Origin of the sequence: Actinomyces sp., assembly GCF_030530635.1 — a bacterium.
Taxonomy (GTDB): domain Bacteria; phylum Actinomycetota; class Actinomycetes; order Actinomycetales; family Actinomycetaceae; genus Actinomyces.
The window spans coordinates 1-24,639 of record NZ_JAUMUL010000039.1; the positions used below are offsets into that span (position 1 = coordinate 1).

The window sequence follows — 24,639 nt, forward strand, 5'->3', positions numbered from 1 at the left end:
TGACCCCCCTCCCCACCTCCGCCCGTCACACCACCCCCCCCCGGCACTTAACAACTCCCGACCTCGCGCGGAGGTGGGGTTGGAGGAGGGGGAGGGGGAAGCGACTCAGGTGGCTGGCGGGGCGGTGGAACCGCGGACCACCAGCTCGGTGGGAATGAGAATGCGCCGCGTGCCGTCCTGCACGCCTGAGGCCACCTGTTCGAGCACCAGGTTGACCATCTCCACGCCGGCCCGATGAAAATCCTGCCGGATCGTCGTCAGCGGCGGGAAGCAGTACTCTGCCAGCGCCAGCCCGTCGAAGCCCACCACGGAGACGTCCTCGGGCACCCGCCGCCCCTCCTCATGCAGCGCGCGCACCAGGCCGATGGCCACCTCGTCGTTGGCGCAGAAGACCGCCGTCACCTCCGGGTGGGCGGCCAGCCTGCCACCGGCGGCGTAGCCGGCGGCGGCGTCCCAGTCCCCGGGCACGGCCTCGGGCACTTCACGGCCCGCCTCCTCCAGGCACGCCGCCCAGGCGGCCGAGCGGATCAGCGCCGACTGGGAGTCGGCCGGACCGGTGATGTGGTGGACCGTGCGGTGCCCCAACTGCAGCAGGTGTCCCACGGCGGCGCGCACGCCCCCGACCTGGTCGGCCGATGCCGAGGGGTAATAGCCCACCAGCGCCGAGTCGGACACCGCCACCGGCATCCCCGCAGGAAGCACCAGATGCTCGCGTCCCGCCTTTCCGGCCTGGACGACGACGAGCCCGTCCACGGCCTGTGCGGCCAGCCGGTGCACGGCCGTGCCCATGTCCTCCGACTGGGGCCGATCCACCTGCACCATTGAAACCGTATATCCCGCATCCCAGGCGGCCTGTAGCACGCCGTCGGTGGTCTGAGCCTCGCCGGTGCGCAGGATCTGCTGGGTCAGCACGCCAATGGTCTTGAAGCTGCCGCTACGCAACGCCTGAGCCGCACGATTGGGCGTATATCCGAGTTGCTGCATCGCATGCAGGACCCTGTCCCGTGTGGCCGGACGCACATTGGCCGCACCGGCCGAGACGCGGGAGACGGTCTGGGAGGACACGCCGGCGAGCCGGGCGACGTCGGCGACCGACGGCGCCCCCCTTCCCCGTCGCGTCCCGTCCATTTTCGTGAGCCTAGCAGCACGCCCGGAGACGAGCGCTAGTCCGCCCCACCCACACAGTAATGATAACGTCGCCATGGTAGGCTCACCTTCTCCCGCGTGCATCCGTTACATCACACTGGCAACTTGCAAAAACAAGCGTCACTAACGCATACTCTCTTATGTTAACGTCGACAACCACGAAGCACCAAGAGCCGTCCCGACTCCGCGGCGCTTCGCCCACCCGCCGGCGTTTCGCCGATCCTTCGGCGTCCACGGACGCCGATGAGGCACCATCCCAGGCGGGCCCGCCCGGCCCGCCGCCGCACACAGGAGAGTCAGCGATGATCCTTCCCGGGCACCACGAGAACCTCGGCGTCCTGCACGAGCACACTCTGCCGCCACGCGCCTACTACGTCCCCGCCTCCACCCCCGGTGCTGGTCCGCCCTGGCAGCGGGAGTCCTCCGACCGATTCCAGCTGCTGGACGGCGACTGGGCCTTCAGCTACTACCCGGGCCCCTACGCCGTCCCAGAGGGCTTCTGGGACCCCGATTTCCCAACCGCCGGCCTGGAGCGCATCCCGGTCCCCTCCAGCTGGCAGCACCTGGGCTATGACCGCCACCAGTACACCAACTACCGCTATCCCATCCCCCTCGATCCGCCCTTCGTACCGCAGGACAATCCCTGTGGCACCTACCTGCTCGACTTCGAGCACACCGCCGCGCCGCAGGCCCCGCGCACGCACTTGGTGTTCGAGGGCGTCGACTCCTGCTTCTACGTGTGGCTCAACGGCAGCTACATCGGCTACAGCCAGGTGTCCCACGCCACCGCCGAGTTCGACGTCACCGACCACCTGACCTCCGGCACCAACCGGCTGGCGGTGCTCGTGCTCAAGTGGTGCGACGGCACCTACCTGGAGGATCAGGACAAGTTCCGCACCAGCGGCATCTTCCGCGACGTCTACCTGCTGGATCGACCGGCCGCGCACTTGTTCGACTACGCCGTCACCACTGCGCTGGACGACGACGCCGCCACCGTCACCGTCCGCGGCGCCTTCCGGGGCGGCGTCATCCCCACCCATTTGGAACTGCTGGACGCCGCTGGCGACGTGGTCGCCGACGGCGAGCTGGCGCCCGGTGATGCACAGGCGCAGCCGCATGCCGCGACTGCTGCCAGCACGGCGACCGACGAAGGTCGGGGAGACGCCGCCGGACCCGACGCGCAGAGCGCCGCCACCTCCTACACCCACACCGCCGAACTGCGCGTCACCGCCCCACACCTGTGGAGCGCGGAGGACCCCTACCTGTACACCCTGCAACTGGTCTGCCCGGAGGAGGTCATCACCGAGCAGGTCGGCCTGAGGGAGGTCACCACCGCGGGCGCCGTCCTGTACGTCAACGGCGCCCCCGCGACCCTGCGCGGGGTGAACCGGCACGAGTCGGACCCGGTCACCGGACCGGTGATCGACGTCGATCACATGCTGCGCGACCTGAAGCTGATGAAGCAGCACAACATCAACGCGGTCCGCACCGCCCACTACCCCAATGACCCGCGCTTCTACCAGTTGTGCGACGCCTACGGCTTCTTCGTCATGTCCGAGGCGGACGTCGAGTCCCACGGCACCCAGGTGCGGATGCTGGCCGACTCCTCCTGGGAGAGCCAGGTGGAGCACTGGAACGAACCCATCGCCGACAACCCCGAGTGGACCGAGCCCACCCTGGACCGTGTGCGCTCCATGGTGGAGCGGGAGAAGAACCGCCCCAGCGTCATCTCCTGGTCGGCCGGCAACGAGTGCGCCTACGGGTGCACCTTCGAGACGGCGCTGGCCTGGATCAAGGCCGCCGACCCCACCCGGGTCACCCACTACGAGAGCGCCTTCTACCGCGACTCCAAGCGCACCTACGACTACTCCGGCATCGACCTGTACGGGCGCATGTACCCGGGCCTGGACGAGGTGCGCGCCTACCTGGACTCCGATCCGGACAAGCCCTTCCTGCTGGTGGAGTACTGCCACTCAATGGGCAACAGCCCCGGCGACCTGGAGGACTACTGGGAGCTGATCCTCGCCGAGCCGCGCATGTGCGGCGGCTTCGTCTGGGAGTGGTGCGACCACGCCGTCCGCGCCGGCAGCGCCAATGGGCGCCCCGTCTACCTGTACGGCGGGGACAGCGGCGAGCAGCTGCACGACGGGAACTTCTGCGTGGACGGGCTGGTCTCCCCCGACCGCGTCCCCCACACCGGATTGCTGGAGCTGAAGAACGTGCAGCGACCCGCACGCGTGACCGGATTCGACGCCGACGCCGGCGTCCTCACGCTGCGCAACGACCTGGACGCCACCGACCTGGCCGACTACCTGGAGGTCGGCTACGAGCTGCGGCGCGACGGCGTGATCGTCGATTCGGGGGAACTGGCGCTGCCGGAGTCGGTCCCGCCGCACACCGCCGTCGCCGTCCCCTGCACCGTGCACGTGCCCGAGTCGGGGCGTTGCCACCTGTTGGTCTCCTACCGGCTCAAGGCCGCGGTGCCACTGTTGGACCGCGGGCACGAACTGGGCTTCGACGAGATCCCCCTGCCCACCGCCCGCCCGCACCACCACGTACTGGACCGGATGGCGGGGGCCGCCGCACCGTCGTCGGGCCCGCGGACGGCCGCGCCCACGGCGACGACGGCGGGCACCACCGAACTGATGGTGACCGGGGAAACCTTCAGCTACACCTTCGACACCCGCACCGGCCTGCCCAGTCGGCTCGTAGTGGGCGGGCACGACCTGCTCGTCCGCCCCGTGGAGATCAACACCTGGCGCGCCCCCACGGACAACGACGCCGAGGTGCGCAAGGCCTGGGAGACCGCCCAGTACCATCACACCTCCGCCCGCGCCTACCGGGTGGAGGCCGAGCAGCGGGGCGACGCCGTCGTCGTGCAGGTGGAGGCGTCGGTGGGGGCGCCCGCCGTGCAGCCGGTACTGCGGGCGCAGGGCGAGTGGGTCATCTCCCCGTCCGGGCTGATCGAGCTTCGTGCGCGGGTCGGGCTGGACCCGGCATTCCCGCCACTGCCCCGCCTGGGCCTGCGCCTGTTCCTGCCGGCATCCATGACATCCGTCGCCTACCACGGCCTCGGCCCGCAGGAGAGCTACGTGGACAAGCGCCGCGCCTCCTATCACGACACCTTCCACACCGACGTCGACGCCCTGCACGTGCCCTACCTGCGCCCGCAGGAGGGCGGCTCCCACGCCGACTGCGACTACGTCACCGTCAGCGACGACGCCGTCAGCCTGACCGCGGCGGGCTCCCAGCCCCTGTCATTCAACGCCTCCCGGTACACCCAGGAGGAACTCACCCGCGCCCGCCACGATGTGGAGCTGCAGCCCTCCGGCGCCACGGTGCTGTGCCTGGACCGGGCGATGGCCGGAATCGGCTCCGCCTCCTGCGGGCCGGCCCTGCAGGAGGCCTACCGGGTGGACCCGTCGCGCCTGACGGACTTCGGCATTCATCTATTCCTCCTTCCATCCATCTCCCGTGGCGAATCGGCGCTCGCGGGTACGACTCACAGTGAGGTCAACTGATGCAAGAGAAGAAGTACCTCAAGTGGTACAACAAAGTCGGTTACGGCTCCGGCGATGTGGCCGGGAACGTGGTGTACGCGCTGCTGTCCGCGTTCGTCATGATCTACCTGACCGACACCGCCGGTCTGAACCCGGGCGTGATCGGCACGCTGATGATGCTGTCGAAGTTCTTCGACGGCTTCTCCGACATCATCTTCGGCACCCTGCTGGACCGCACCCGCACCCGCATGGGCAAGGCCCGGCCCTGGATGCTGTGGGCCTTCGTCGGCTGCGCATTGATGATCATCGCCGTCTTCGCCATCCCACCCAGCCTGGGTGAGACCGCCAAGTACGCGTGGTTCTTCATCGCCTACACGCTGCTTAACTCGGTGTTCTACACGGCCAACAACATCGCCTACTCCTCACTGACCGCACTGATCACCAAGAACAGTGCCGAGCGGGTGCAGATGGGCTCCATCCGCTTCATGTTCGCCTTCGGCACGAGCCTGCTGATCCAGACCTTCACCGTTAAGGGCGTGGAGCTGCTGGGCGGCGGTGCCGAGGGCTGGCGCACCATCGCCATCATCTATGCGCTGCTCGGCCTGGCGGTGAACACGCTGTCGGTGCTGTCGGTGCGGGAGCTGTCGCCCGAGGAGCTCGCCGACCGCTCCGACATGCCCACCGAGGACGCCGAGCGCGCCGCACAGGCCGACTCCACTGGGGCCGGCTCGGACGCCGAGAAGCTGCCGTTCAAGGACTCCATGCGGCTGCTGCTGGCCAACAAGTACTACTTGATCATCCTGGTGGTGTTCCTGATGACCCAGATCTTCACCGCCACGCTCAACATGGGCATCTACTTCATGACATACATCTTGGGGGACGCGAACCTGCTGGGCGTATTCGCCTGGGCCATCAACATTCCGCTGATCGCCGGCCTGCTGGCCACCCCCTGGGTGGTCTCCCGAGTGGGCGGCATGTACCGAGTGAATATCGTCGGCTACATCATCGCCGTCGCCGGCCGGCTCGGGGTGGTGGCCGCCGCCTACGCGGGCAGCCTCCCGCTGATGCTGGTGTTCTCCGGAATCGCGTCCATCGGCATGAGCCCGCTGCAGGGAACGGTCAACGCGCTGATCGCGGAGGCCTCCGAACACACCCTGCTGCGCTCTGGCAAGCGCATCGACGGGCTCATGTTCTCCTGCACCTCGCTGGGGGTGAAGATCGGCGGCGGTCTGGGTACGGCGCTGGCGGGCTGGCTGCTGGCCGCCAGCGGCTACATCGCCAACGCCCCGGTGCAGCCGGAGTCGGCCATCACCATGCTGTACTTCATGTACCTGTGGATCCCGGCGATCGTCAACGGCATCATCCTGTTCCTGCTCTCCCGCCTCGACGTGGAGAGGGCCAACGACCGCCTGCGCGCAAAGGCCTGACGGCTGCCCGCCTGACAACTCTGTCAGCGACAGTACGACCCCGGGGTGTGTTCCACGACCATCCCGGGGTCGTGCCATGCGCCCCGGGGTCGTGGAGTGCACAAGCCCACGGTCCCAACACGCGGCGCGCCTCGCCGCTATCCCGCATCGAGAACATAACATCCGCATCATGATCGCCCTGGCGCTATCGCAACAACAAGACCTCGAGCTCCGCTTCCGTTCCGCGGCAGCACGGGATTTGCTCGCCAACGGAGTACGTGTGGTGCGCACCGGTGGTCTGTCGGAGTCCAATCGCGACTCCGTAACTACCAGCCTCGCCGTCGGCCTCGGCCACCTGTACCAGCTGGCCCTGGGTCTGCGCGCCCTGACCATGAGTGGTCGCTGGACGGACCGGGACGGCGTCGCAGGCGGCGCCTATCCCGATCTGATGTCCATGCATGACGCCGTCTTCGACTTCCTCAGCCTCTACTCCCACCGCCCCGGGCAGGAGGCCGCCCGCTGGCTCAGCCGTATCAACACCGATCCGGTAGTGCCCCGACTCGTCACGGCCCTGGGCGCCTACTGGGACGGTGCCGCCGGACCCACCGCCGCCCGCGGCCCCGGGCCGGCGTGGAGCGAAGTCGAGAACGCGGTGGAACCGGACCCGCTGGAGTACGAGTTGAATATCCTGGGCGGCCCCAACGGTGAACCCGCCGAGTACCTGGCGTGGCGACGTTCGGTGCACACCTCCCGCAGCACATTCGATACCGGTCACAGCCAGCGACTGGCCACCACGGTGGAGACCATCTGGTTCGCCCTGGGAGCCTGCAGTCGAGACGGCGCCTTCGGACAGCCCGGGGAGGTCTTCGCCGCCGAGGTTCTGCCCGCCGCCTCCCCTCGGGGCGCGTCGGTAGCGGCCTAGGCGCCTTCGACGGAAGAAGGGCCGACGCGGGGCCCGACGCGGACACACGGGCGGCCTCGCCGACCCCTTTTTATGAGAACGATTCTCGCATATACTGGATGGCGCCCGCTCTGGCCCAGCCGCCAACGCCGCGACGACGTCGTCCCGAGCACCCGCACAATTCAGCCAGGAGTCCCGCCATGCCCACCCATTCCCATAGCGACCGACGCAACCAGCAGATGGAGCGGATCCGACACGGAGCCGGCTTCATTGCCGCTCTCGACCAGTCGGGCGGCTCCACCCCACGGGCCCTGCAGGCCTACGGCATCGAACCCGAGGCCTGGAGCAGCGAGGCGGAGATGTTCGAACTGGTCCACGCCATGCGCACCCGCGTCATGACCAGCCCGGCCTTCACGTCCGAACGCATCCTCGGCGCCATCCTGTTCGAGCGCACCCTCGACTCCGAGGTCGACGGCCGCCCCACCGCCGACTACCTGTGGGACGTCAAGGGCATCGTGCCCTTCCTGAAGGTGGACAAGGGCCTGGCCGAGGAGGCGCACGGGGCCCGCATCATGAAACCGATCCCGGATCTGGACGACGCCCTGGCCAAGGCCGTGGACAAGCACGTCTTCGGCACGAAGATGCGCTCGGTCATCCTGCACGCCGACACTCAGGGAGTAGCCGCCGTCGTCGACCAGCAGTTCGAGATCGCGGAACGGATCCTGGACGCCGGGCTCACCCCCATCATCGAGCCCGAGGTGGACATCAACGCCCCGGACAAGACCGGTATCGAGTTGCTGCTGCTCTCCTCCCTCAGCGCGCATCTCGACGACCTGCGCGAGGGCCGCGATGTGGCGCTCAAGCTGACCATCCCCTCGGTGACGGACTTCTACCACGCACTCATGCGTCACCCGCGCGTCGCCAGAATCGTCGCCCTGTCCGGCGGCTACACCCGCGCCGACGCGAACCGCCGCCTGGCCCGCAACCGCGGCCTGATCGCCAGCTTCTCCCGGGCCCTGCTGGAGGGACTGGACGTCTCGCAGTCGCAGGCGGAGTTCGATGCCGCCCTGGAGGCCTCGATCGCCGAGGTGTACCGGGCCTCAACCACCTGAGCCCGGCCCCGTGGAATGCTGGGCGGGTGAGCAGCCACCGACCCACCATCCGCAAGCACGATGACCTGCCCGGCGCCACCCGACTGGAGGCGCAGGGGCTGGCCTGGCTCGGCCGGGCAATGGCCGACGGCGGCGCCTGCGTGGTGCCCGCCCGCGTCGGCGACGGCTGGATCGAGGAGCCCCGGCTGACCGATTCTCGCGTGACGCCGGCGGCGGCCGAGGCCTTCGGGCGGGCGCTGGCCGTCACCCATGCGGCCGGGGCGCCCGCCTTCGGATGCGCCCCGCCCGGCTGGGACGGGCACACGCAGATGGGGCGCAGCAACATCCGTCTGCGCCCGCACGCGGTCGAGTCCGGCACTCCGCGCCGCTGGGGCGAGTTCTACGCGGCGGACCGCATCGCCCCCTACATCCGCCCGGGTCGGGATGCGGGCACACTAAGCGCCACAGACGCCGCCCTACTGGAGCGGGTCTGCGAGCGCCTGGCCGACGGCGAATTCGACTCCGCCCAGCCCCGCCTCATCCGCCAGGCCGCCGCAGAGCGGGGCGACGCCGTCGCCGTGGCGCGCACGCACGGGGACCTGTGGACCGGCAACGTCATGTGGGTGCCGACGACGGAGACCTCCGACTGGGCGCCCGGCGGCGCGGATCGCGGGGCGGGCGGCACCGTGGGCGTGCTGATCGACCCGCTCGCCCAGGGTGCGCACGCGGAGACCGACCTGGCGGCCTTGGGCGTGTTCGGGCAGCCGTATCTGGAGCGGATCGTTTCCGGCTACCACGAGGTCTCACCGCTGGCGGACGGCCGGCGCGAGCGGGTGGGGCTGCACCAGTTGCACCTGCTGATGATTCACGTGTTCCTGTTCGGGGGCGGCTACGGGCCGCAGGCGGCGGCGGTGGCTCGCCGCTACGCCTGAGGCCGACTCCGGGCACCGCAGCCAGTCGGCTGCATACTGGCCTACAGATTCACCTGCCGGGAGATGATGCCGGCCTTGGCGCGGCGGGCATCGGCGTCGAGCGGGGCGTCGTCGGCGAGGGCGGACTCCAGCCGCTGCGCCATGGCCCGCATGGGCTCGGTGAGTTCCTCGGCCTCGGTGCCGGGCACGAGTTCCCACACGGGGATGGCCAGTCCGCAGGCGCGGAAGGCGCCGAGGAAGCGGGCGCCCTCCTCCAGGTCGGACTCGCGGGCGGCGTGGATGCGGGCGAAGGCGTTGAAGAAGGCGTCCTCGTCCTCGACGCGCACCCAGCGGACGAACTCCTTGCCGTTCATGCGGCACCAGTAGGCGTGGTCGATGCCGGGCACCGGCACGGTGGGGGCGATCCCCTCCTTGGCGTCCTCAACGATCCGCGCCGCCTCGGGCTCGGCGACCTGCTCGGCGGTGAGCCAGAAGTCGAAGGACTCGCGCACATCAATGCCGGGGGTGTAGTCGGGGTCAAGGATGTCCTGGAGGCGCTCGCCGGGCTCGGGCAGGCCACTGGGCGCCAGGCCGGTTCCGGGTTCAAGGTCTAGGGCCTCCAGCAGGGCGGCGGCGACGTCCCGGCTGGCATCCCCGGAGCGGACGGTGCTCTGCATGGCCACCAGCACCTCGCCGTCGGCGCGTTTGAGGGAGCGGGCCAGTTCGGGCAGGAGGGTGACCAGCTGGACCTCCTGACCGCCGTGGTCGGTGTCCAGGCGCACCGTCATGGAGGCGGCGGGGATGATCTGCATCATCGCCACCAGGTCCGGCTCGGCGGCGAGCCCGGCGAAGGGGCGGGCGACGAAGGGGATCTGCTGCTTCTTGGCGGCCTTGCGGTCGCCGTCGCGACGCCGCTGGCGGTTCTTCTTCGACATGCGCGCCAGCCTACCGGGTGCCGGTTGTCCCGGCCGTCGGCGACGGGCCCGGAAGGTGCGGCACACCTGTCGTCCTTAGGTGAGGCGGATGCACCAAAGGCGGCCTGTTCCACGCCCGCGCCCCTCCCGGTCGGCCGCACAGCGCCGTCGTCGGCCTCAGAAGCGGGAGGAGGAACCGGAGCCGTGGAAGCTGCCACCGCCGCTGAAGTGGCTGGACGAGCCGGAACCGGAGAAGCCACCACCTGAAGATGCGGGCGCGTAGGTGGCCGCCCAGCTGTAGCCGGTGACGAGGTTGGCGACCGGTCGCGAGAACTGCGGCACCGGGCCGGCGCCGGAGGCGGACAGGCCCGGGGCGCGCAAGCCCGGAGAGTTGGAGTTGATGCGGATCGTGGTGGCGGGGTTGTAGTGCACGCGACCACCGCGGGATGAAGCCGACCACCACCTCTGGTAGTCGGCTTCGCCGTACCGGCACGAGCCGCGCGCATACTCGTTGATCGCAGGGGGCCGGCCGTGGGGCTCCTGGCCGGCCTCGCCCCTTGGGCGAGTCCCTGCGGCCGGCGTTGCCCGGGCACAGGAGTCCGCCTGTCAGACACGAGTAAGCCGTCAAAGACACGCGTTTTGGACTTCTGCACGGGTTCTACACGTGCAAGTCGTCTAAAACGCGTGATCCTGGCGCAAACCCGTGTTCGTGCAGACAACTCGTGTTCGTGGTGCGGGGCCTGTCAGCGGCAGTCGATGCAACAACGGGCGGCCATCCACCTCACGATGCTTAACTGGCACTTCGTGTTTAAGGGTGTGTTGGCCTGGCGGTTCGTACGGTATAGGCACGAAGTGCCGAACCGTCACCCAAGGCACACAAGCGAACGCGCCAAAAGCCCGCGCCCCGTAGTGTCGCAGGCGCCCGGCCTTACGGGCGGGCTTCGGCAACACTTACCCGCCCGGTCGCGCCGCCGAGGGCGGGCCCGCCACCGCGGTTACGTCCGGGCGCAGCTGAGCGCCTCGATCACTCTCCCAGAGCTGTTCCGCCGGCACGCCATCAAGGATCAGGCGCGTTGGGGTTCCAAAGTGTCCGGATTCGGGACAAACGACTTCAAGGACCGCAAATGTAGGCTTCGCACCCGCATGATTCCAACGTTCTGCCAGCGCTCACCGACACCGGCGGGCTCGTTTGTCCCGAATCTGGACACCTCACAGGCTCTTTCGGTTTGCCGGTGCGGTTGACGGGGTGCGGTGGGGCCGTGGGCCGACCCATAATGACGGCATTCCGGACGACGTCGGCGGCTGCCGGCCACCCCGCCCCCGACTCCCACAGCCCCCACTCAACACCGACAACCACCACCCACTCCAACTACCAAGACCGTGCCTACCTGCGACAAAGCGATGGGGTGGGCGCTACAACGGCTCATCAATGCCGGATCAGTCCAGATGCGAGGCAGACAGGGCATACGGGCGCCCACCTATCGAAAGATCACCGGACGCGATCCGTCCACCGGCGTATAGTCGACGCCGCATCCCGACACGCGATTCTCGGGACGACGGCGGGGCATGACTACCGGGGAGACGGCGCGGAGGAGGCGGTGCCGGGCTAGCATCCCGGACCGCCCTTCGGGCCATCACACCGTGCTCCGCTCCACCAGCTGCATGTCCATGATCACCGTTCGAGGCGCCTCGCCCTCGATCATCGCCAGCGCCAGCTCCGCCGCGCGCTCCCCCTCCTCACGCAGCGGCTGATGCACCGTGGTGATTCCCGGTTCGTACTGCTCCGCCAGCGGGTGATCGTCGAAGCCGATCACCGAGATCTCGCCGGGGACATCTCTGCCGGCATCGCGCAACGCCTCAATGACGCCGACGGCGATGCGGTCCGAACCGGCCAGCACCGCATCGAACTCAATGCCGGAGACCAGTAGACCGCGCATGGCACGGTGTCCGCCGAGCTGATCCCAGCCGGTATGTACGATCCGATCCTCGCTCAGGCGGTCACCGAGCACGCGCCGATAGCCCCTGATGCGGTCGGCGGAGGCGGGATTGTCCGCCGGCCCCATGATGCACACGGCATCGGTCCGGCCCGCGCTCACGAGACCCTGCGCGGCCAGAGCGGCGCCCTCGACGTCGTCGGAGTAGACGGTGGAGAACACCCCCCGGTACGGGTCACCCTCCAACTGGCCGCACAGCACCACGGGCACGGGCAGATCGACCAGCCGGTCCAGCAGTTCGCCGCCCTCGTAGGGGGTGATGACGACGACGGCGTCCACCGCGCCCCGGCCGATGTGCTCCAGCACGCGCTCGCGCTCCGCAGGCGTGGCCGCCTCCAGGATCATCGGCAGGTTGGGCCCGTCTGCGAGTCTCGAGACGATCCCCTCACACAGTCGCGCATAGGTGGGGTCGGTGAACAGTTCGGCGAAGGGGTCGGTGAACAGCAGGGCGATCGCCTCCGAGCGTCCCACGGCCAGCGCCCGCCCCCGCCGGTTGACGACGAAGCCCGTCTGCTCCACGGCGCGCATGACGCGCTCGCGCGTGGCCGGCTTGCACTTGGGGGACCCGTTCAGCGCACGCGAAACCGTCGACGGCGCCACGCCCGCGGCGCGGGCGACGTCGGCGATGGTCACGCGCCTGCCCGGAGATGTCACGGGCCCATCCTGCTAGAACATCTCGATTCTTGCATCCCACTTGCATCGGCGGGCGGGACACTCTAGATTGTGGAACCGCTTCCACAAAAACGTGGAATCGGTTCCACATCTCAAGGAGCACGTAATGGCGCATGCGAACGACTGGGAGAACCCGGGTCTGCCCCACCGGCACCGCCTGCCGGCACGGGCCTACTTCTTCGGATACGACTCCCCCGAGGCGGCCGCCACCCGGGACCGGGCGCGTTCCCGGGGATTCACGGACCTGAGCGGTCTGTGGTTCTTCCGCCTGTTCGACTCCCCCCGCCGGGTGCGCGCCGAACACCTGGCCGTACCCCACCCCGAATGGGGGCGGGTGCGCGTCCCCCACCTATGGCAGGTGGACGGACACGGTCCGCTGCAGTACACCGACGAGGGCTTCCCCTTCACGGTCAGGCAGCCGGAAGTCCCCTCGCACAATCCGACGGGCGTGTACCAGCGCGAACTGCTCCGCCCCGTCCTGGCCCCGGGCGAGCAGGCGGTGCTGCGCCTGGACGGGGTCGACTCCTACGCGGAGATCTACCTCAACGGCGCCTTCGTCGGCATGACCAAGGGCTCCCGGCTCAGCGCCGAGTTCGACGTGACCGAGCTGCTGACCCGGCGCGCCAACCTGCTGACCGTCAAGGTACTCCAGTTCAGCGACGGCACCTATGTGGAGGACCAGGACATGTGGTGGGCGTCGGGGATCTTCCGCGACGTCTACCTGATGGTCCGCCCGGCCGCGCGGCTGGAGGACTTCCACGTCACCACCCGCCTGAGCGACGACGGCGGCGCCGACGTCATGGTGGCGGTGCGCACCCGCGCCGCCCGCGACGTCCGCCTGACCCTTACCGGCCCGGACGGCACCCGCCTGGAGGGCATCGCCGACGACGACGCCCCCGGCACCCTGCACGTGCCCGAGGCGCGCACCTGGAGCCCGGAGTCTCCCGTCCTGTACGACCTGGTCATGTCCGTGCACGACGCCGACGGCACCGTCGTCGAGACCGTGCCGCACCGCCTGGGCCTTGCCGAAGTGAGCATCGAGGACGGCCGCCTACTGCTCAACGGCACCTACTTCAAGATGCGCGGAGTCAACCGGCACGACCACGACGACCGCCGCGGCCGGGCCGTCGGCATGGCACGGGTGCGCCGGGACCTGGAGCTGATGAAGCTGCACAACATCAATGCGGTACGCACCTCCCACTACCCCAACGACCCGCGCTTCTACGAGATGTGCGACGAGCTGGGCCTGCTGGTGATGGCCGAGACCGACCTGGAGACCCACGGCTTCGAGAACACCGGCGACATCGCCCGCATCACCGACGACCCCGCCTGGGAGCCGACCTTCGTGGACCGCATCGAGCGGCTGGTGATCCAGGAGCGCAACCACGCCTGCATTGTGGCCTGGTCACTGGGCAACGAGTCCGGCTTCGGCTGCAATATCAGCGCCATGTACGCCCGCTGCAAGCAGCTGGATGCGCGACCGGTGCACTACGAGGAGGACCGGGACGCCGAATGCGTGGACCTGGTCTCCACCATGTACTCGCGAGTGTCGCAGATGAACGACTTCGGCGAGCACCCGCACCCCAAGCCGCGCATCCTGTGCGAGTACGGCCACGCCATGGGCAACGGCCCCGGCGGCCTGGCGGAGTATCAGCGGGTCATCGACCGCTGGGACTCCATCCAGGGCCAGTTCATCTGGGAGTGGTGCGACCAGGGGCTGGTGGCCCAGACCGCGGACGGCCGCGAGTACCACTCCTATGGCGGCGATCACGGCGACTACCCGCACAACTCCAACTTCTGCATCGACGGGCTCGTCTTCCCCTGGCAGGAGCCGAGCCCGGGCCTGGCCGAGTACAAGCAGGTGATCTGCCCGATCGGCGTGGTTTGGGACGACGGCGCGCTGCGGGTGCGCAACGGCCGGTTCTTCACCGACGCCGCCGATGTGGTCCTGGACCTGGAGCGGGTCGTCGACGGCGTCGCCGAACCGCTGGGGCGAATCACGCCGGGGCCGCTCGCCCCGCAGCAGGAGATGCGCCAGGAGCTGCCGGTGGATGTCGAGGCGGGGCGTCTGACCCACCTGCGGGTGCGTGTGCGCTCCACAGCCCGCACGCCCTGGACGCCAGAGGGATATGAGCTGGGCGTGTACCAGTTCGTCGTCGCCGACGACGCCGGCCCCGATGCCGCGGCTCACCTGCGCCCGGCCGCCTCCCGCATGGGGGTGCGCGCCCAGGGGGACGAACTGGTCGTCGTCGGGACGGAGCAGGAGCTCCGCTTCGACGCCGTCACCGGCGCTCTGATCTCCTGGGTGCGCGGCGGCAGACGGGTGCTGGCGGCGCCGCCCGCCGTCGGCTTCTGGACGCCGCTTATCGACAACCACCAGCAGGAGTTCGATGCGCTGTGGTCCGGCCGCCACCTGCAGCTGATGCAGACCTCCACCCGGTCGGTGGTGCTGCGGCGGGAGGGGGACGCCGTCGTCGTGGAGGTGGCGCAAATCATCGGTCCGCCCGCGCAGGCGCTGGGCTTCGAGGTGGACCTGAGCTACACGGTCACCGGCTCCACGGTGAGCGTCGGCGCCGTCGGCCACGCCTGGGGCGACTACCACGACATCATTCCGCGCATCGGCCTCACCCTGGAGGCCCCCGGCTACGCCCGAACGGTCGAGTGGCTGGGGCTGGGCCCGGGCGAGAACTACCCCGACTCCCGCGCGGCCGCCGTCTTGGGCCGCTGGAGCGCCACCGTGGAGGAGATGCAGACCCCCTACGTGGTGCCGCAGGACTGCGCCAACCGGGGCGGGGTGCGCTGGCTGACGCTCACCGACGCCAACGGCGCGGGCCTGGCCGTGTCCCGCACCCCGCTGCCGGGCGCCTGCGAGCCGCCGGAGGACTTCGACTTCTCGGTGTGGCCGTGGACGTGCCAGGACATCGACGCCGCCCGCCACCGCACCGATCTGGTGCCCCGGGAGAACGTGACCGTCAACGTCAACCACCGTGTACTCGGGCTCGGCTCCAACTCGTGGGGCTCGGAGGTGCTGGAGGCCTACCGGACCCGGTTGGAGGACTTCTCCTTCGCCTTCGATCTGATCCCCCTGGACGGCGGCGGCGACGCCGACGGGGCGGCTCCGACCGGAGGGGCCGGCGAGTCCGCATCCGGCCTGCCCGGGACGGGCACGGCAACCGAGTCCTCCACAATCCCCGCAACCCTCGGAACAGGAGCGTGAACCTATGCGAGTCTTCTGCGACCTCGATTCGCTGGCCCGCGAGCGCGGCGCCGTCAAGAAGTGGCGGCGGGTCTGCCAGGCGATAGACCGCCTACCGGCAATCCGGCCCGCAGTGGCGTACTCGGTGGGCGACTCCCTGACCTACTGGAGGGACTCGGCCGCCCGCCTGCTGGCCGCCTGGGACGCCGGTGACGGCCTGGTCGCCTCGCGCCGCTACCTGAACGTGCTGCACGCCGTCGACGCCGATCTGACCGTGCAGGTGGCGCCGGTCGCCATCGCCCCCGTGCGCACCCCCTATGACGACCTCACCGACCGGGAGGTGCACGAGGCCGCCGAGACGCTGCGCACGGTCACCGTGCCCGCCGGGGGGATCGGCGTGGTCGACGTCTCCGAGGCGTTCCGGCTGCTTCCCGGCAGCGGCGACGCCGCCATCATCCGCGTCACCGTCGAGGAGGCCTCCTTCCCCAACAAGTAACCGAACCGAGGCGCCGTCGGCGCCGTGCATCCACCGTCCTATCAACCGCAAACCCCACGCTTTTCCCGCGGCGCGGCTCCGGCCGCGACCTCCTGGTCACGCCGACGGCCCGGACGCCGCGACGAGGCGACACCTCTCGTCGTCGCCAGTGGACCCGCCTGACACGCGAGTAACGCCGTGGGGCCGCACTTATCCACATGAACAAGGGACTGCACCATGTCTTCGTCTTCCGACACTCGGGCGCGGATCGGCCAGTTCGCGCTGCTGACCATGACGGTCTCCGCCGTCTTCAACATCCGCAACGTCATCAACAACAACGTTGCGATCGGCCTGGCCTCGGCGCCGGCCTTCTTCCTGGCCACACTGCTGTACTTCGTTCCATTCACGCTGATCATCGCCGAGTTCGTGGCCATGAACCGCTCCTCGGAGTCCGGCGTCTATCAGTGGGTGAAGACCTCCATGGGCGGGCGCTGGGCCTTCATGACGGCGTTCTGCTACTGGTTCGTCAACCTGTTCTACTTCGCCTCCCTGCTGCCGCTGATCCTGGTGTTCACCTCCTACCTGCTCACCGGCGGGGACAGGGAGATGTCCCCGTGGATGATCACGGTGCTGTCCATCGCGATCTTCGCCCTGGCCACTTGGGTGTCCACCAAGGGGGCGAAGTGGATCGGCACCATCACCTCGATCGGCGCGTCGGCGGTGCTGGTGCTGACGGGCGTGTTCATCGTCGCCTCACTGGCGGCCCTGATCGGCGGCGTGGAGCCCGCCTCCCCCATCACCCTGCGGGCACTGCGGCCGGACACCTCCTCCTTCGCCACTACCTGGGCGTTCCTGGGGACCCTGGCCTGGATCATCCAGGGTGTGGGCGGCGCTGAGTCGGTGGGCGTGTTCCTCAACGACCTGCGCGGCGGGGTGAAGGCCTTCGTGCGCACGATCGTTGCGGCCGGGCTGATGATCGGCCTGCTGTACGCGGTGGCCTCTCTGCTGATGAACGTGTTCGTACCGACTGGGGGCCTGGACTACTCCAATGGCCTGTTCGTGGTGATGGGGGCGGTCGGCGAGCACTTCGGGGTGCCGGCGGCGCTCACCTTCCGGGTGGTGGGGCTGGTGCTGCTCGCGGCCACGCTCGGTTCGCTGTTGATGTGGACCTCGACCCCGGTGAAGATCTTCTTCTCCGAGATCCCCCGAGGTGTGTTCGGCGGGAAGATCGTCGAACTCAATGAGCAGGGCATTCCGTGGCGGGCGGCCTGGTTGCAGTTCGCCATCGTGGTGCCGATCCTGATCATCCCGGCGCTGGGATCGAGCAATATCAACGACCTGCTGGGCATCGTCATCAACATGACCGCGGCCACGGCGCTCATCCCGCCGCTGCTGATCCTGCTGGCCTACCTGGTGCTGCGCCTGCGCTACGACGCCGCGCCCCGGGAGTTCCGCATGGGCTCACGGCCGGTGGGGCTGGCGATCGCGGTGTTCCTGCTGGCGGTGTTCGCCTTCGTGTTCATCGCCGGCACGACGCCGCTGGATCAGCCGCTGTGGCTGACGCTGGTGTACAACGTGGGCGGCGTGGTGGTCTTCCTGGGTCTGGCACTGGCCTGGTACCAGCGCTACATCAACCGGCTGCGGGGACGTGATCCGCGGGCGGCCCGCTCCGAGCTGGCGCCGTCGTCCAGCACGCGTGAGCAGGAGGCCCTCAACAGGCGGTGAGCGGGCGGCACCGGGGTTTCCGCTCCGGCGCTGACCCCGGCTGCGACCCGAGCCGGGCCGATCTCGGGTTGCCCTCATGGCCGCCGCTTCCCCGAACCTTCCCAGCCCTATCGAGGGTGCGCTTCCAGGCAGGACGGGTTATATGGGTGCTGCCGCCGGACGGTACGGATCGCGAGGGTTGGGGACCCCGAAGACCGAACCGCCACCGAGAACCAGGCCGGGTACATGGGAACCCGCGCCGGTACGCTCCGGCGAAGGAGGCAGAGCCCCCGGGGATGTGGGAACCCCCGGACGCGGCCACCTCACCGCCAAGGCCGGTGGGGCCGGGAGAGACAACCCGACCCCACCGGCCAGCGCGAACCTTGGGCGACTGTCACCCGCCTGCAAGCAGGTACTTACGGCTGCGGCTCGTAGGCGGCGCCGTCGCGACCACCAGGCCACGCTCGACGAGTTCTCGCAGCACCGGCCGAAGCGCAGTGAGCGTCTTACCGGTGGCCTTTGCCACATCCCGAATGGAAAGAGCTTCGTCCGCACTCAGGACGGCAAGGATCTCCCACTCAGCTCCCGTCTTCTCAACGCTCCTTGTCTGATCGGCGATCGCATAGGGGCCGTCATTCATGCCCACCAGGAGACCGTCGGCCACAAGCTGCGCGAGAACACCACGGCAGTCGTCAGAGTCGAGTCCCAGGTTGTCGCGCAGATCGACCACATTCACGGTTCCATTCCGTCTGGCCAGGGCGAGCGCGGCCTCGTGGTTGCGAGAGAAGCCGGAGCGCCCGGGCAGCGTCCCCAGCCATTCCTCCGTCTCCGGATCCATGAGGCCGAAGCGATCAAGGCGAACGACTACGTGGTCGATCGTCGATGTGCTGTAGTCAGGAGCGGGCAGGCCGTGAGCACGCATCTCGTTGACCATGCGTACGACCCCCGACCCTTGGTTCTCGCAGACCGTGGAGCGGTTGTCAGGCATGGGGACTACCGTAAGCAGGCGGGCCAAGTCCTCGTTTCGGGACGCAGAGTGACCATCGGTGACGTTCTCCTTGGTGCGATCGCCCCAGAAGCCGCCGGGGTTGATGACCTCTACGCGATCGAGGTACACGTTGACAGCAACCTGTTGCCCGGTGACGAAGCGGGAGTAGTCGCGGTGCATGACCGCGTTGGCAATGGCCTCTCGTAGAACATCCTCCGGAATCTCGGGAATGTCAGTGCCACGGGTCCCTTCAACGATTCGACGCGTGCGCAGGTTGCGCATGACGGTGCGTACGGCATCGTCAATCGCCTGCGGCAGTGGACCATCACAGTTACGGCGGTCTAGGAATCTGATGGTGGGGTCCTGAGACTTGGCGGTACCAGGATGAACAGTTACATCGATGGTCAGCTGGGGATACTCCTGTTGTGGGTAAATGCCGAGAGCCAGATAGCCGGCCAGGGTGGGAGTGCCGTCGGCCGTAAGAGCGTTGAGCCTCTGCAATGCGGATACGTGATCATCCGGAGCGAGCCCGGCGAGTGCACGCGAGCCGCTTGCCCGCACCCTTTCCACCATGCGGCTCACCAGGTCCGGATCGAGATCTGCGAAAGTGTGCCCGTCAACAGGCTGGCGATCGGCATGCTCGTTGACGTTCCGCGTCCGCAGGAGGTGTACCTCGTACGTGGTCAGGCGCTTGTCCGCATCACCGACTCGCTTATAGCTTCCCCGTTCCAGGCCCTGCGCAACGACATGACAGGGCGCCGTCCTGTCCGGGGCGGCCGAGAGAGGCTCAATGCGAACCCAAACGACCTGGGCGCCATCGATCTCGGCGCGGTCGACCTGGTACTGCGGAACAGGCCTCACCTTGGGGTTGGCACGCTCTGCGTCGTCCAGGCCGGAGATGAGGGCATTCTCTATCCTCGAGGCATCGAAACCGTCGGCAGGTGTGAAGCCCTGGCCCTCGTCGAGCCCAAGGATGATCAGTCCGCCCTCCGTGTTGGCAAATGCGGATACGGAGTCCCAGATACCCTTGGGGATGTCGCGCACCGCGGCCTTGACCTCGACGCGGGCCTCATCCGCACCCAGCCGCCGGATGCGGGCGACGTGCTCCTGGAGTTCTTCGTCAGTCACAACCTCAGCGTACGTCAGTGATAGTCTCACTTTCTAGAGTGAGGGCGTCACTCTATAGAGTGAGCACCTCAGTTATGTGAGTGAGGGTGCCGCTGAGAGCAGTGAGTCGCGCGCCCCGTCAATGCGTCACTCGTCCCGGTTCGCCTCGAGCGCCCGGACGATGAGCCGCACGGCCTCCTCGGGCGGCACGTGCTCCCAGATGCGCAGCACCCGCCAGCCCTCGGCCTCGGCCATCGCCGTGGTCTCGCGGTCCCGCTCGATGTTCTTGGCGAGTTTGGGCCGCCAGTAGTCTGCATTGGTCACGGGCAGGGTCGCGTGCTCGGGGCAGCCGTGCCAGAAGCAGCCGTCTATGAACACGGCCAGGCGCTGCCGGGTGAAGACGATGTCCGCGCGCCTGCGCTTGTTGCTCCACGGCGCCATGTCCACCCGGTAGCGCAGCCCCCGGGCGTGCAGCAGGTGCCGGATAGCGAGTTCCGGCCGCGTGTCCCGATGCGTGTTGGAGCGCATGGATCTGGCCACCCCCGGCGAGGATGCCCAGGAGCCCCCGGCCCGCGCCGCTCGGGTCGGGCGCGGCCCACCGGGTTCCGGATTCGCAGGCGGTTCGGGTTCAGTCGGCGTCGACGACGGGGTCATCGCTCCGGTCCCTGCGTCTGACACTGAAGGCGATCCGGCCCTTGGGCGCGGCCTCGTAGGGCAGAGCCAGGGAGAAGATCGTGGCGGTGTCCGCCGCGGCCATCTCCTCCGGCATGCGGCTCGGTGTTCTCTCCGCCCTGCCCTTCGGATCGGCGGCGAAGGTGAGAAGCATGGCTCCCCGGGTCCTGGTCCGGTATGCGAGGGCCGCATCGCCGCCCGGGGAGTGCTCGCCAGTCGCGTCGGGTTTCCCGGCGATCGTCTCGATGGCGTCGCGCTGTCGGAATGAGCTTCCGGAGAAGCCCCCGCGGTCGGGGCGGCGGGTGCGCCTGAGCATCGGTATGCGGAGCCCATCCACCGTCTTCTCCGGCGTCCCCTCCAGCAGGGGCAGAAGTACGGCCCAGTCCTTGAGTCTCTCCTCGGCCATCGCCCGGCGGATCATCTCCAGCGTGGGGGTGAAGTCGAACTTCTCCACCCACTCGAAGCCGTCCAGCACGCTCAACATCTCCTCGGCGGGGACCACGGCCACCCGCCCCTTGAACGTGCGCCTCCTGTTCCCACTGGGGTCCCGGTACTCGAACTCCTCGACCGGACCGAACAGGTCGCGCTCGAACCAGGGGCGCACGAGTTCGAAGTGCCGCTTATTCGTGCCACCGTCCCCGCGATCGGGCTGCCGCGGGAAGTCCTGAAGCACGCCCCCGATGCCACTGAAGTCCAGCTTCGCGTTGTACATCTTGTTGCGGCCGGTGGGGCGCAACCAGGGCAGCTGTTGGAACACCAGTGGCGGGACGTCGATCGGTTTGACGGCGGGGCGGCCGTCCTCCTTGATCCTGGCGAAGGTCGCCAACTGGTCGCGGAACTGCTCCTCGTCCTGCATGATCGCCCCGAAGGCGTCGTAGAGGTCGTAGACGGCTCCTCTGGGTCCCTTGATCTCGCGGGCCATGTAGAGCCGAACCAGGTCGGAGTATCCGGGTCTGTAGCCGAACCACCGGCCCATCTGCATGAGGGCGTCCGCCTGGGCGGCACGCCGCTTGAAGTAGGTGACGGTCAGTCCCTCCAGCGTGAAGCCGCGGCTGAGCTTGGTGCCGCCGACGAGGATCCGCCAGACCCTGTCCCGCTGGAAGTCGACCTGGTTGTACTGCTGATCCTTGTCGCCGTTGACGATGACGACGGGATCCGCGCCGCCCGCCATGACGAGGTCGAGCACCTCGCCGATGAACGGTCCCACGGCGTCGAAGGAGTCGGGTTGGGGCAGGTCCTCCTCCCACTGCCTTGACGCCGACACCACCGCGAAGTCCTCATCGAAGAGGCTGCGCAGTCGATTCATGGATGCGGGCGATCCGTATCCCGCCCGCCGCCACAGGCGCCTGATTCGGTCCCCCAGTTCGGCGTGCTCGGCCTGCTTGACGGATTCGTGCACCAGCATCGTGTGGTGGCGGAAGGAGCCCGCCAACTCGGCCCTGGCCTCGGCCCGCCAGAGTTTGATCGCCCCGGTCAGGACGAACGCGTCCAGGGCACTGAGCAGTTCCTCATCCACCTGCTTGGGGTCGACGTCGTCGTCGCCCCGCAAGTCGCGTACGAAGGCGCACTCGTTAGAAACGGCCGGGTTCTTCTTCTCCTCGGACGTGAGCTGTTCGAAGTCGTGGTAGGCCCGCCCTCCCCGGTACTCCTTCGGGGCGCTCAGGCTGACGATGAAGTCGCGCGGGAAGATGTCCTCGGCGTCCTCCGGCGAGATGAACACGTTGGCGAAGGGCGTGGCCGTGTAGCCGACGTACTGGGCCCGGCGCAGCCGGCGCATGAGTTCGGCGATGAGCCTGTTGATCGCCGTTCTCTGCGCCTGCCCGCTCTTCTTCGGGTTGACCGTGTTGACGGAGGCCTGGTCCGCCTCGTCATCGATGATGAGTGTGGGTATCTCCACCGTGCGCGCCTTGATGCGGCGCAGGTCGTTGACCAGCTTGGTCAGCACGGTCTTGTTCTTCTTGACGACAGCGATGCGCACGTCGGTGCGGTGAATGTTGTCCGGGTGCCACATGGGCCGGGTGGGGTCGCTGAGCTCGTGTCCCGCCCGCGGATCGAGCGCATCGAGGCCGGCCCTGAGCATCTCGTAGTCGTCCTTGGCCCCGGTCAGGCGGCGTATCGCCGGGACGCCCGCATTGGTGAATCCGGCCCCGTAGGAGACGAATCTCCCGGCTCTCCAGTCGGCGTCATCGGTGCTCACGTAGTCGACGTCGGCCAGGAGGTCCTCGTCCTGCTCATCGATCCCGCCGAGGATGTTCTCCCTCCCGATGAGTTCCATGTCGAGCCGCCGCTGGGTCTGGGAGCGGAGGATCTCCACGGTGCCGGTCAATACAATGATCAACCGATAGCCGGCGTCGATGGCCTTGGCGATGACGCCGGTGAAGTTGGCGGTCTTCCCACTCTGAACGTGTCCTACGACCAGGCCCTTCGACTGGTACGGCTCGCTCCCCGAGGGGTCGGCGAGCCGGCCCACGATGTCGGTCGTGGCGGCGTCGATGTCCGCCACCGACTCCGCCGGGAGTCTGCTCTCAAGCAGGGACCGATAGCCGTCCCAGTAGAAGTGATGCGCGCCCCGCCGCTCCTCGTCGTACCAGGGCGTCCAGTCCGGGGCGGCGATGACGGTGGTCCTGTCGGCGAAGACGGGGAAGGCCTCGCGGATGCGCTCGGCCGCATCGTCGCTGATCCCCAGCAGTCGCATGATGAGTGCTCGCCGTTCGGACGTGCGCTCGACGGTACCGTCGGTCCAGACCGCGTCCTTTTCCGCATCCCATTCGCCGAGTCGGATGTGGAACTTGCGTCTTCCGGGGGCGTTCCTGTCCGCATCCAGGATGAGGCCCGGTACCTCCTCTCGGGCGATCGTCTCGCCGGTCGGAGCGAGGAAGACCGACACGATGGGGTGCAGGTCCATCGGATCATCCATCCCCGTGAGGGCCTGCTCCAGGGCCTTGTCGTACTGGTCCACGCTCATGGCTGCGGCTCCTCCTGTGCCGGCGCACCGAACTCGGCGGGCGGTGCCGGCTCGGGGTCGAGGTCGGTGACGTCGATCCGGTAGTCGATGCTTCGTACCAGCTCGGGTCGGGTCAGGATGCGGCCGAGTCCATCCGAGGTGATGGCCGGGAAGCCGTCGTCGACGGCGTAGAAGCGCGGCTCGCTGCGGAGGAGCAGGCGCGTCGTGTAGAGCCGGTCCGCACGTGCGTCCTCCCAGCCGAACTCGGAGAGCTTGTCGTCGAAGTCGATGCGCCCGGCACGCAGTCGGCGGCGGATGCGCTCGATCATGCCGGGAAGGGTCGAGTCGTCGTCGGAGGCGCCCGCCCGCGTGACCTGCACGGACATGAGGTACAACGGCCGTCCGGGGGTGGGGGCGAGTTGCCCGAGCCCGTGGATGACGTGGACGCGGCGCTCACTCCGGGTGGTCTTGACCTCGACGTCGCAGTCTCCGAGCACGAAGTCGTGCTCCTCCGTCTGCGGGCCCAACCAGGCGGCAAGGGCTCTGCGCTCTCCGATGGCGTCGATCAGTCGGTTGAGGGCGATCAGTTCACCGAAGAGTCCGATCTCCTGGTCCTCGCTCAGCCGCGGCGCGCGTGAGAGCAGCCCCCTGTAGGCGTCCAGGGCCACGTGCAGTGCGCGTTCCATGTCGTCGCCCCGTTGAAGCTGGTCGGCCACCGATTGGAGGAGCGAGTACGCCTCGTACTCGACGCCCTCGGCGTCGACGGTGACCCGGAACCAGACGGTCTCGTACCCGGGCTCCTCGAACAGGTCGGTGCGGATCATCCGGTAGGCGGAGACGTCGATGTCCGAGTCCGTTGCGGGTGTGCGCAGAGTCAGTTCTCTGCGGGGCGGATCGATGCCGAGTATGCAGATGGGCGCGTCCGCGAGTCTCTGCTCGGTGGGTATCCCGGCGTCGATGTATGCGGCCAGGGTCTCGGGCGTCAGGGCGTTGGACTCGCCCGCGTGATCGTCCATGG

The 24,639-nt window shown here is 68.5% G+C and carries 16 protein-coding genes; 8 read left to right on the forward strand and 8 right to left on the reverse strand.

The window, feature by feature from the left end:
• Positions 1 to 105: 105 nt before the first annotated feature.
• Positions 106 to 1,128 (reverse strand): LacI family DNA-binding transcriptional regulator, encoded by a 1,023-nt coding sequence (locus Q4A20_RS09650; RefSeq protein ID WP_303122538.1) that lies wholly within the window; start codon positions 1,126 to 1,128, stop codon positions 106 to 108.
• A 320-nt stretch (positions 1,129 to 1,448) separates the two neighbouring features.
• Here Q4A20_RS09650 and Q4A20_RS09655 point away from each other — a divergent pair, with 320 nt between their 5' ends.
• From Q4A20_RS09655 to Q4A20_RS09675, 5 genes are all read left to right on the forward strand, one after another.
• Positions 1,449 to 4,667: a glycoside hydrolase family 2 TIM barrel-domain containing protein gene (locus Q4A20_RS09655; protein ID WP_303122539.1), complete on the forward strand. Its 3,219-nt coding sequence runs from the start codon at positions 1,449 to 1,451 to the stop codon at positions 4,665 to 4,667.
• A complete protein-coding gene (locus tag Q4A20_RS09660) occupies positions 4,667 to 6,073 on the forward strand; it encodes an MFS transporter (protein ID WP_303122540.1) in 1,407 nt (468 codons plus the stop codon). The genes Q4A20_RS09655 and Q4A20_RS09660 overlap by 1 nt, the downstream gene beginning before the upstream one ends.
• A gap of 169 nt (positions 6,074 to 6,242) precedes the next feature.
• The gene (locus tag Q4A20_RS09665; protein WP_303122541.1) at positions 6,243 to 6,974 is read left to right on the forward strand and encodes a hypothetical protein; all 732 of its coding nucleotides are present in this window, start codon (positions 6,243 to 6,245) and stop codon (positions 6,972 to 6,974) included.
• 179 nt (positions 6,975 to 7,153) lie between these two features.
• Entirely contained in the window at positions 7,154 to 8,065 is a 912-nt protein-coding gene (locus Q4A20_RS09670; protein WP_303122542.1) for a fructose bisphosphate aldolase, read from the forward strand.
• A gap of 26 nt (positions 8,066 to 8,091) precedes the next feature.
• Positions 8,092 to 8,976, forward strand: coding sequence for a fructosamine kinase family protein (locus tag Q4A20_RS09675; RefSeq protein ID WP_303122543.1), 885 nt, complete (start codon positions 8,092 to 8,094; stop codon positions 8,974 to 8,976).
• A 41-nt stretch (positions 8,977 to 9,017) separates the two neighbouring features.
• On the opposite strand, the gene Q4A20_RS09680 is transcribed toward Q4A20_RS09675, so the two are convergent.
• From Q4A20_RS09680 to Q4A20_RS09690, 3 genes are all read right to left on the reverse strand, one after another.
• On the reverse strand, positions 9,018 to 9,890 hold the full coding sequence (locus tag Q4A20_RS09680; RefSeq protein ID WP_303122544.1) for a DUF5926 family protein: 873 nt from the start codon (positions 9,888 to 9,890) through the stop codon (positions 9,018 to 9,020).
• A gap of 156 nt (positions 9,891 to 10,046) precedes the next feature.
• Positions 10,047 to 10,301 (reverse strand): hypothetical protein, encoded by a 255-nt coding sequence (locus Q4A20_RS09685; RefSeq protein ID WP_303122545.1) that lies wholly within the window; start codon positions 10,299 to 10,301, stop codon positions 10,047 to 10,049.
• Positions 10,302 to 11,503: 1,202 nt separating this feature from the next.
• The gene (locus Q4A20_RS09690) at positions 11,504 to 12,517 is read right to left on the reverse strand and encodes a LacI family DNA-binding transcriptional regulator (protein WP_303122546.1); all 1,014 of its coding nucleotides are present in this window, start codon (positions 12,515 to 12,517) and stop codon (positions 11,504 to 11,506) included.
• 124 nt (positions 12,518 to 12,641) lie between these two features.
• Between Q4A20_RS09690 and Q4A20_RS09695 the strand changes: the two genes are divergently transcribed.
• The 3 genes from Q4A20_RS09695 to Q4A20_RS09705 all read left to right on the forward strand — a co-directional run bounded on the left by Q4A20_RS09695 (position 12,642) and on the right by Q4A20_RS09705 (position 17,931).
• On the forward strand, positions 12,642 to 15,752 hold the full coding sequence (locus Q4A20_RS09695) for a glycoside hydrolase family 2 TIM barrel-domain containing protein (protein WP_303122547.1): 3,111 nt from the start codon (positions 12,642 to 12,644) through the stop codon (positions 15,750 to 15,752).
• A gap of 4 nt (positions 15,753 to 15,756) precedes the next feature.
• On the forward strand, positions 15,757 to 16,227 hold the full coding sequence (locus tag Q4A20_RS09700; RefSeq protein WP_136312946.1) for a hypothetical protein: 471 nt from the start codon (positions 15,757 to 15,759) through the stop codon (positions 16,225 to 16,227).
• A gap of 216 nt (positions 16,228 to 16,443) precedes the next feature.
• Positions 16,444 to 17,931 (forward strand): amino acid permease, encoded by a 1,488-nt coding sequence (locus Q4A20_RS09705; RefSeq protein WP_303122548.1) that lies wholly within the window; start codon positions 16,444 to 16,446, stop codon positions 17,929 to 17,931.
• A 373-nt stretch (positions 17,932 to 18,304) separates the two neighbouring features.
• On the opposite strand, the gene Q4A20_RS09710 is transcribed toward Q4A20_RS09705, so the two are convergent.
• The 4 genes from Q4A20_RS09710 to Q4A20_RS09725 form a co-directional block, all read right to left on the reverse strand.
• Positions 18,305 to 20,026 carry an ATP-binding protein gene (locus tag Q4A20_RS09710; protein WP_303122549.1) on the reverse strand — a complete coding sequence of 574 codons (1,722 nt, stop codon included), beginning with the start codon at positions 20,024 to 20,026 and terminating at the stop codon, positions 18,305 to 18,307.
• A 126-nt stretch (positions 20,027 to 20,152) separates the two neighbouring features.
• On the reverse strand, positions 20,153 to 20,533 hold the full coding sequence (locus Q4A20_RS09715; protein ID WP_303122550.1) for a very short patch repair endonuclease: 381 nt from the start codon (positions 20,531 to 20,533) through the stop codon (positions 20,153 to 20,155).
• 100 nt (positions 20,534 to 20,633) lie between these two features.
• Positions 20,634 to 23,642 (reverse strand): Z1 domain-containing protein, encoded by a 3,009-nt coding sequence (locus tag Q4A20_RS09720; protein ID WP_303122551.1) that lies wholly within the window; start codon positions 23,640 to 23,642, stop codon positions 20,634 to 20,636.
• Positions 23,639 to 24,637 carry a PD-(D/E)XK motif protein gene (locus tag Q4A20_RS09725; RefSeq protein ID WP_303122552.1) on the reverse strand — a complete coding sequence of 333 codons (999 nt, stop codon included), beginning with the start codon at positions 24,635 to 24,637 and terminating at the stop codon, positions 23,639 to 23,641. The genes Q4A20_RS09720 and Q4A20_RS09725 overlap by 4 nt, the downstream gene beginning before the upstream one ends.
• Between the last annotated feature and the right edge of the window lie 2 nt (positions 24,638 to 24,639).

Excerpts from the sequence above, each read along its gene's own strand:
- Q4A20_RS09650 (WP_303122538.1), bottom strand. The coding sequence starts at position 1,128 with ATGGACGGGACGCGACGGGGAAGGGGGGCGCCGTCGGTCGCCGACGTC.
- Q4A20_RS09655 (WP_303122539.1), top strand. The coding sequence starts at position 1,449 with ATGATCCTTCCCGGGCACCACGAGAACCTCGGCGTCCTGCACGAGCAC.
- Q4A20_RS09660 (WP_303122540.1), top strand. The coding sequence starts at position 4,667 with ATGCAAGAGAAGAAGTACCTCAAGTGGTACAACAAAGTCGGTTACGGC.
- Q4A20_RS09665 (WP_303122541.1), top strand. The coding sequence starts at position 6,243 with ATGATCGCCCTGGCGCTATCGCAACAACAAGACCTCGAGCTCCGCTTC.
- Q4A20_RS09670 (WP_303122542.1), top strand. The coding sequence starts at position 7,154 with ATGCCCACCCATTCCCATAGCGACCGACGCAACCAGCAGATGGAGCGG.
- Q4A20_RS09680 (WP_303122544.1), bottom strand. The coding sequence starts at position 9,890 with ATGTCGAAGAAGAACCGCCAGCGGCGTCGCGACGGCGACCGCAAGGCC.
- Q4A20_RS09695 (WP_303122547.1), top strand. The coding sequence starts at position 12,642 with ATGGCGCATGCGAACGACTGGGAGAACCCGGGTCTGCCCCACCGGCAC.
- Q4A20_RS09700 (WP_136312946.1), top strand. The coding sequence starts at position 15,757 with ATGCGAGTCTTCTGCGACCTCGATTCGCTGGCCCGCGAGCGCGGCGCC.
- Q4A20_RS09705 (WP_303122548.1), top strand. The coding sequence starts at position 16,444 with ATGTCTTCGTCTTCCGACACTCGGGCGCGGATCGGCCAGTTCGCGCTG.
- Q4A20_RS09715 (WP_303122550.1), bottom strand. The coding sequence starts at position 20,533 with ATGCGCTCCAACACGCATCGGGACACGCGGCCGGAACTCGCTATCCGG.
- Q4A20_RS09720 (WP_303122551.1), bottom strand. The coding sequence starts at position 23,642 with ATGAGCGTGGACCAGTACGACAAGGCCCTGGAGCAGGCCCTCACGGGG.
- Q4A20_RS09725 (WP_303122552.1), bottom strand. The coding sequence starts at position 24,637 with ATGGACGATCACGCGGGCGAGTCCAACGCCCTGACGCCCGAGACCCTG.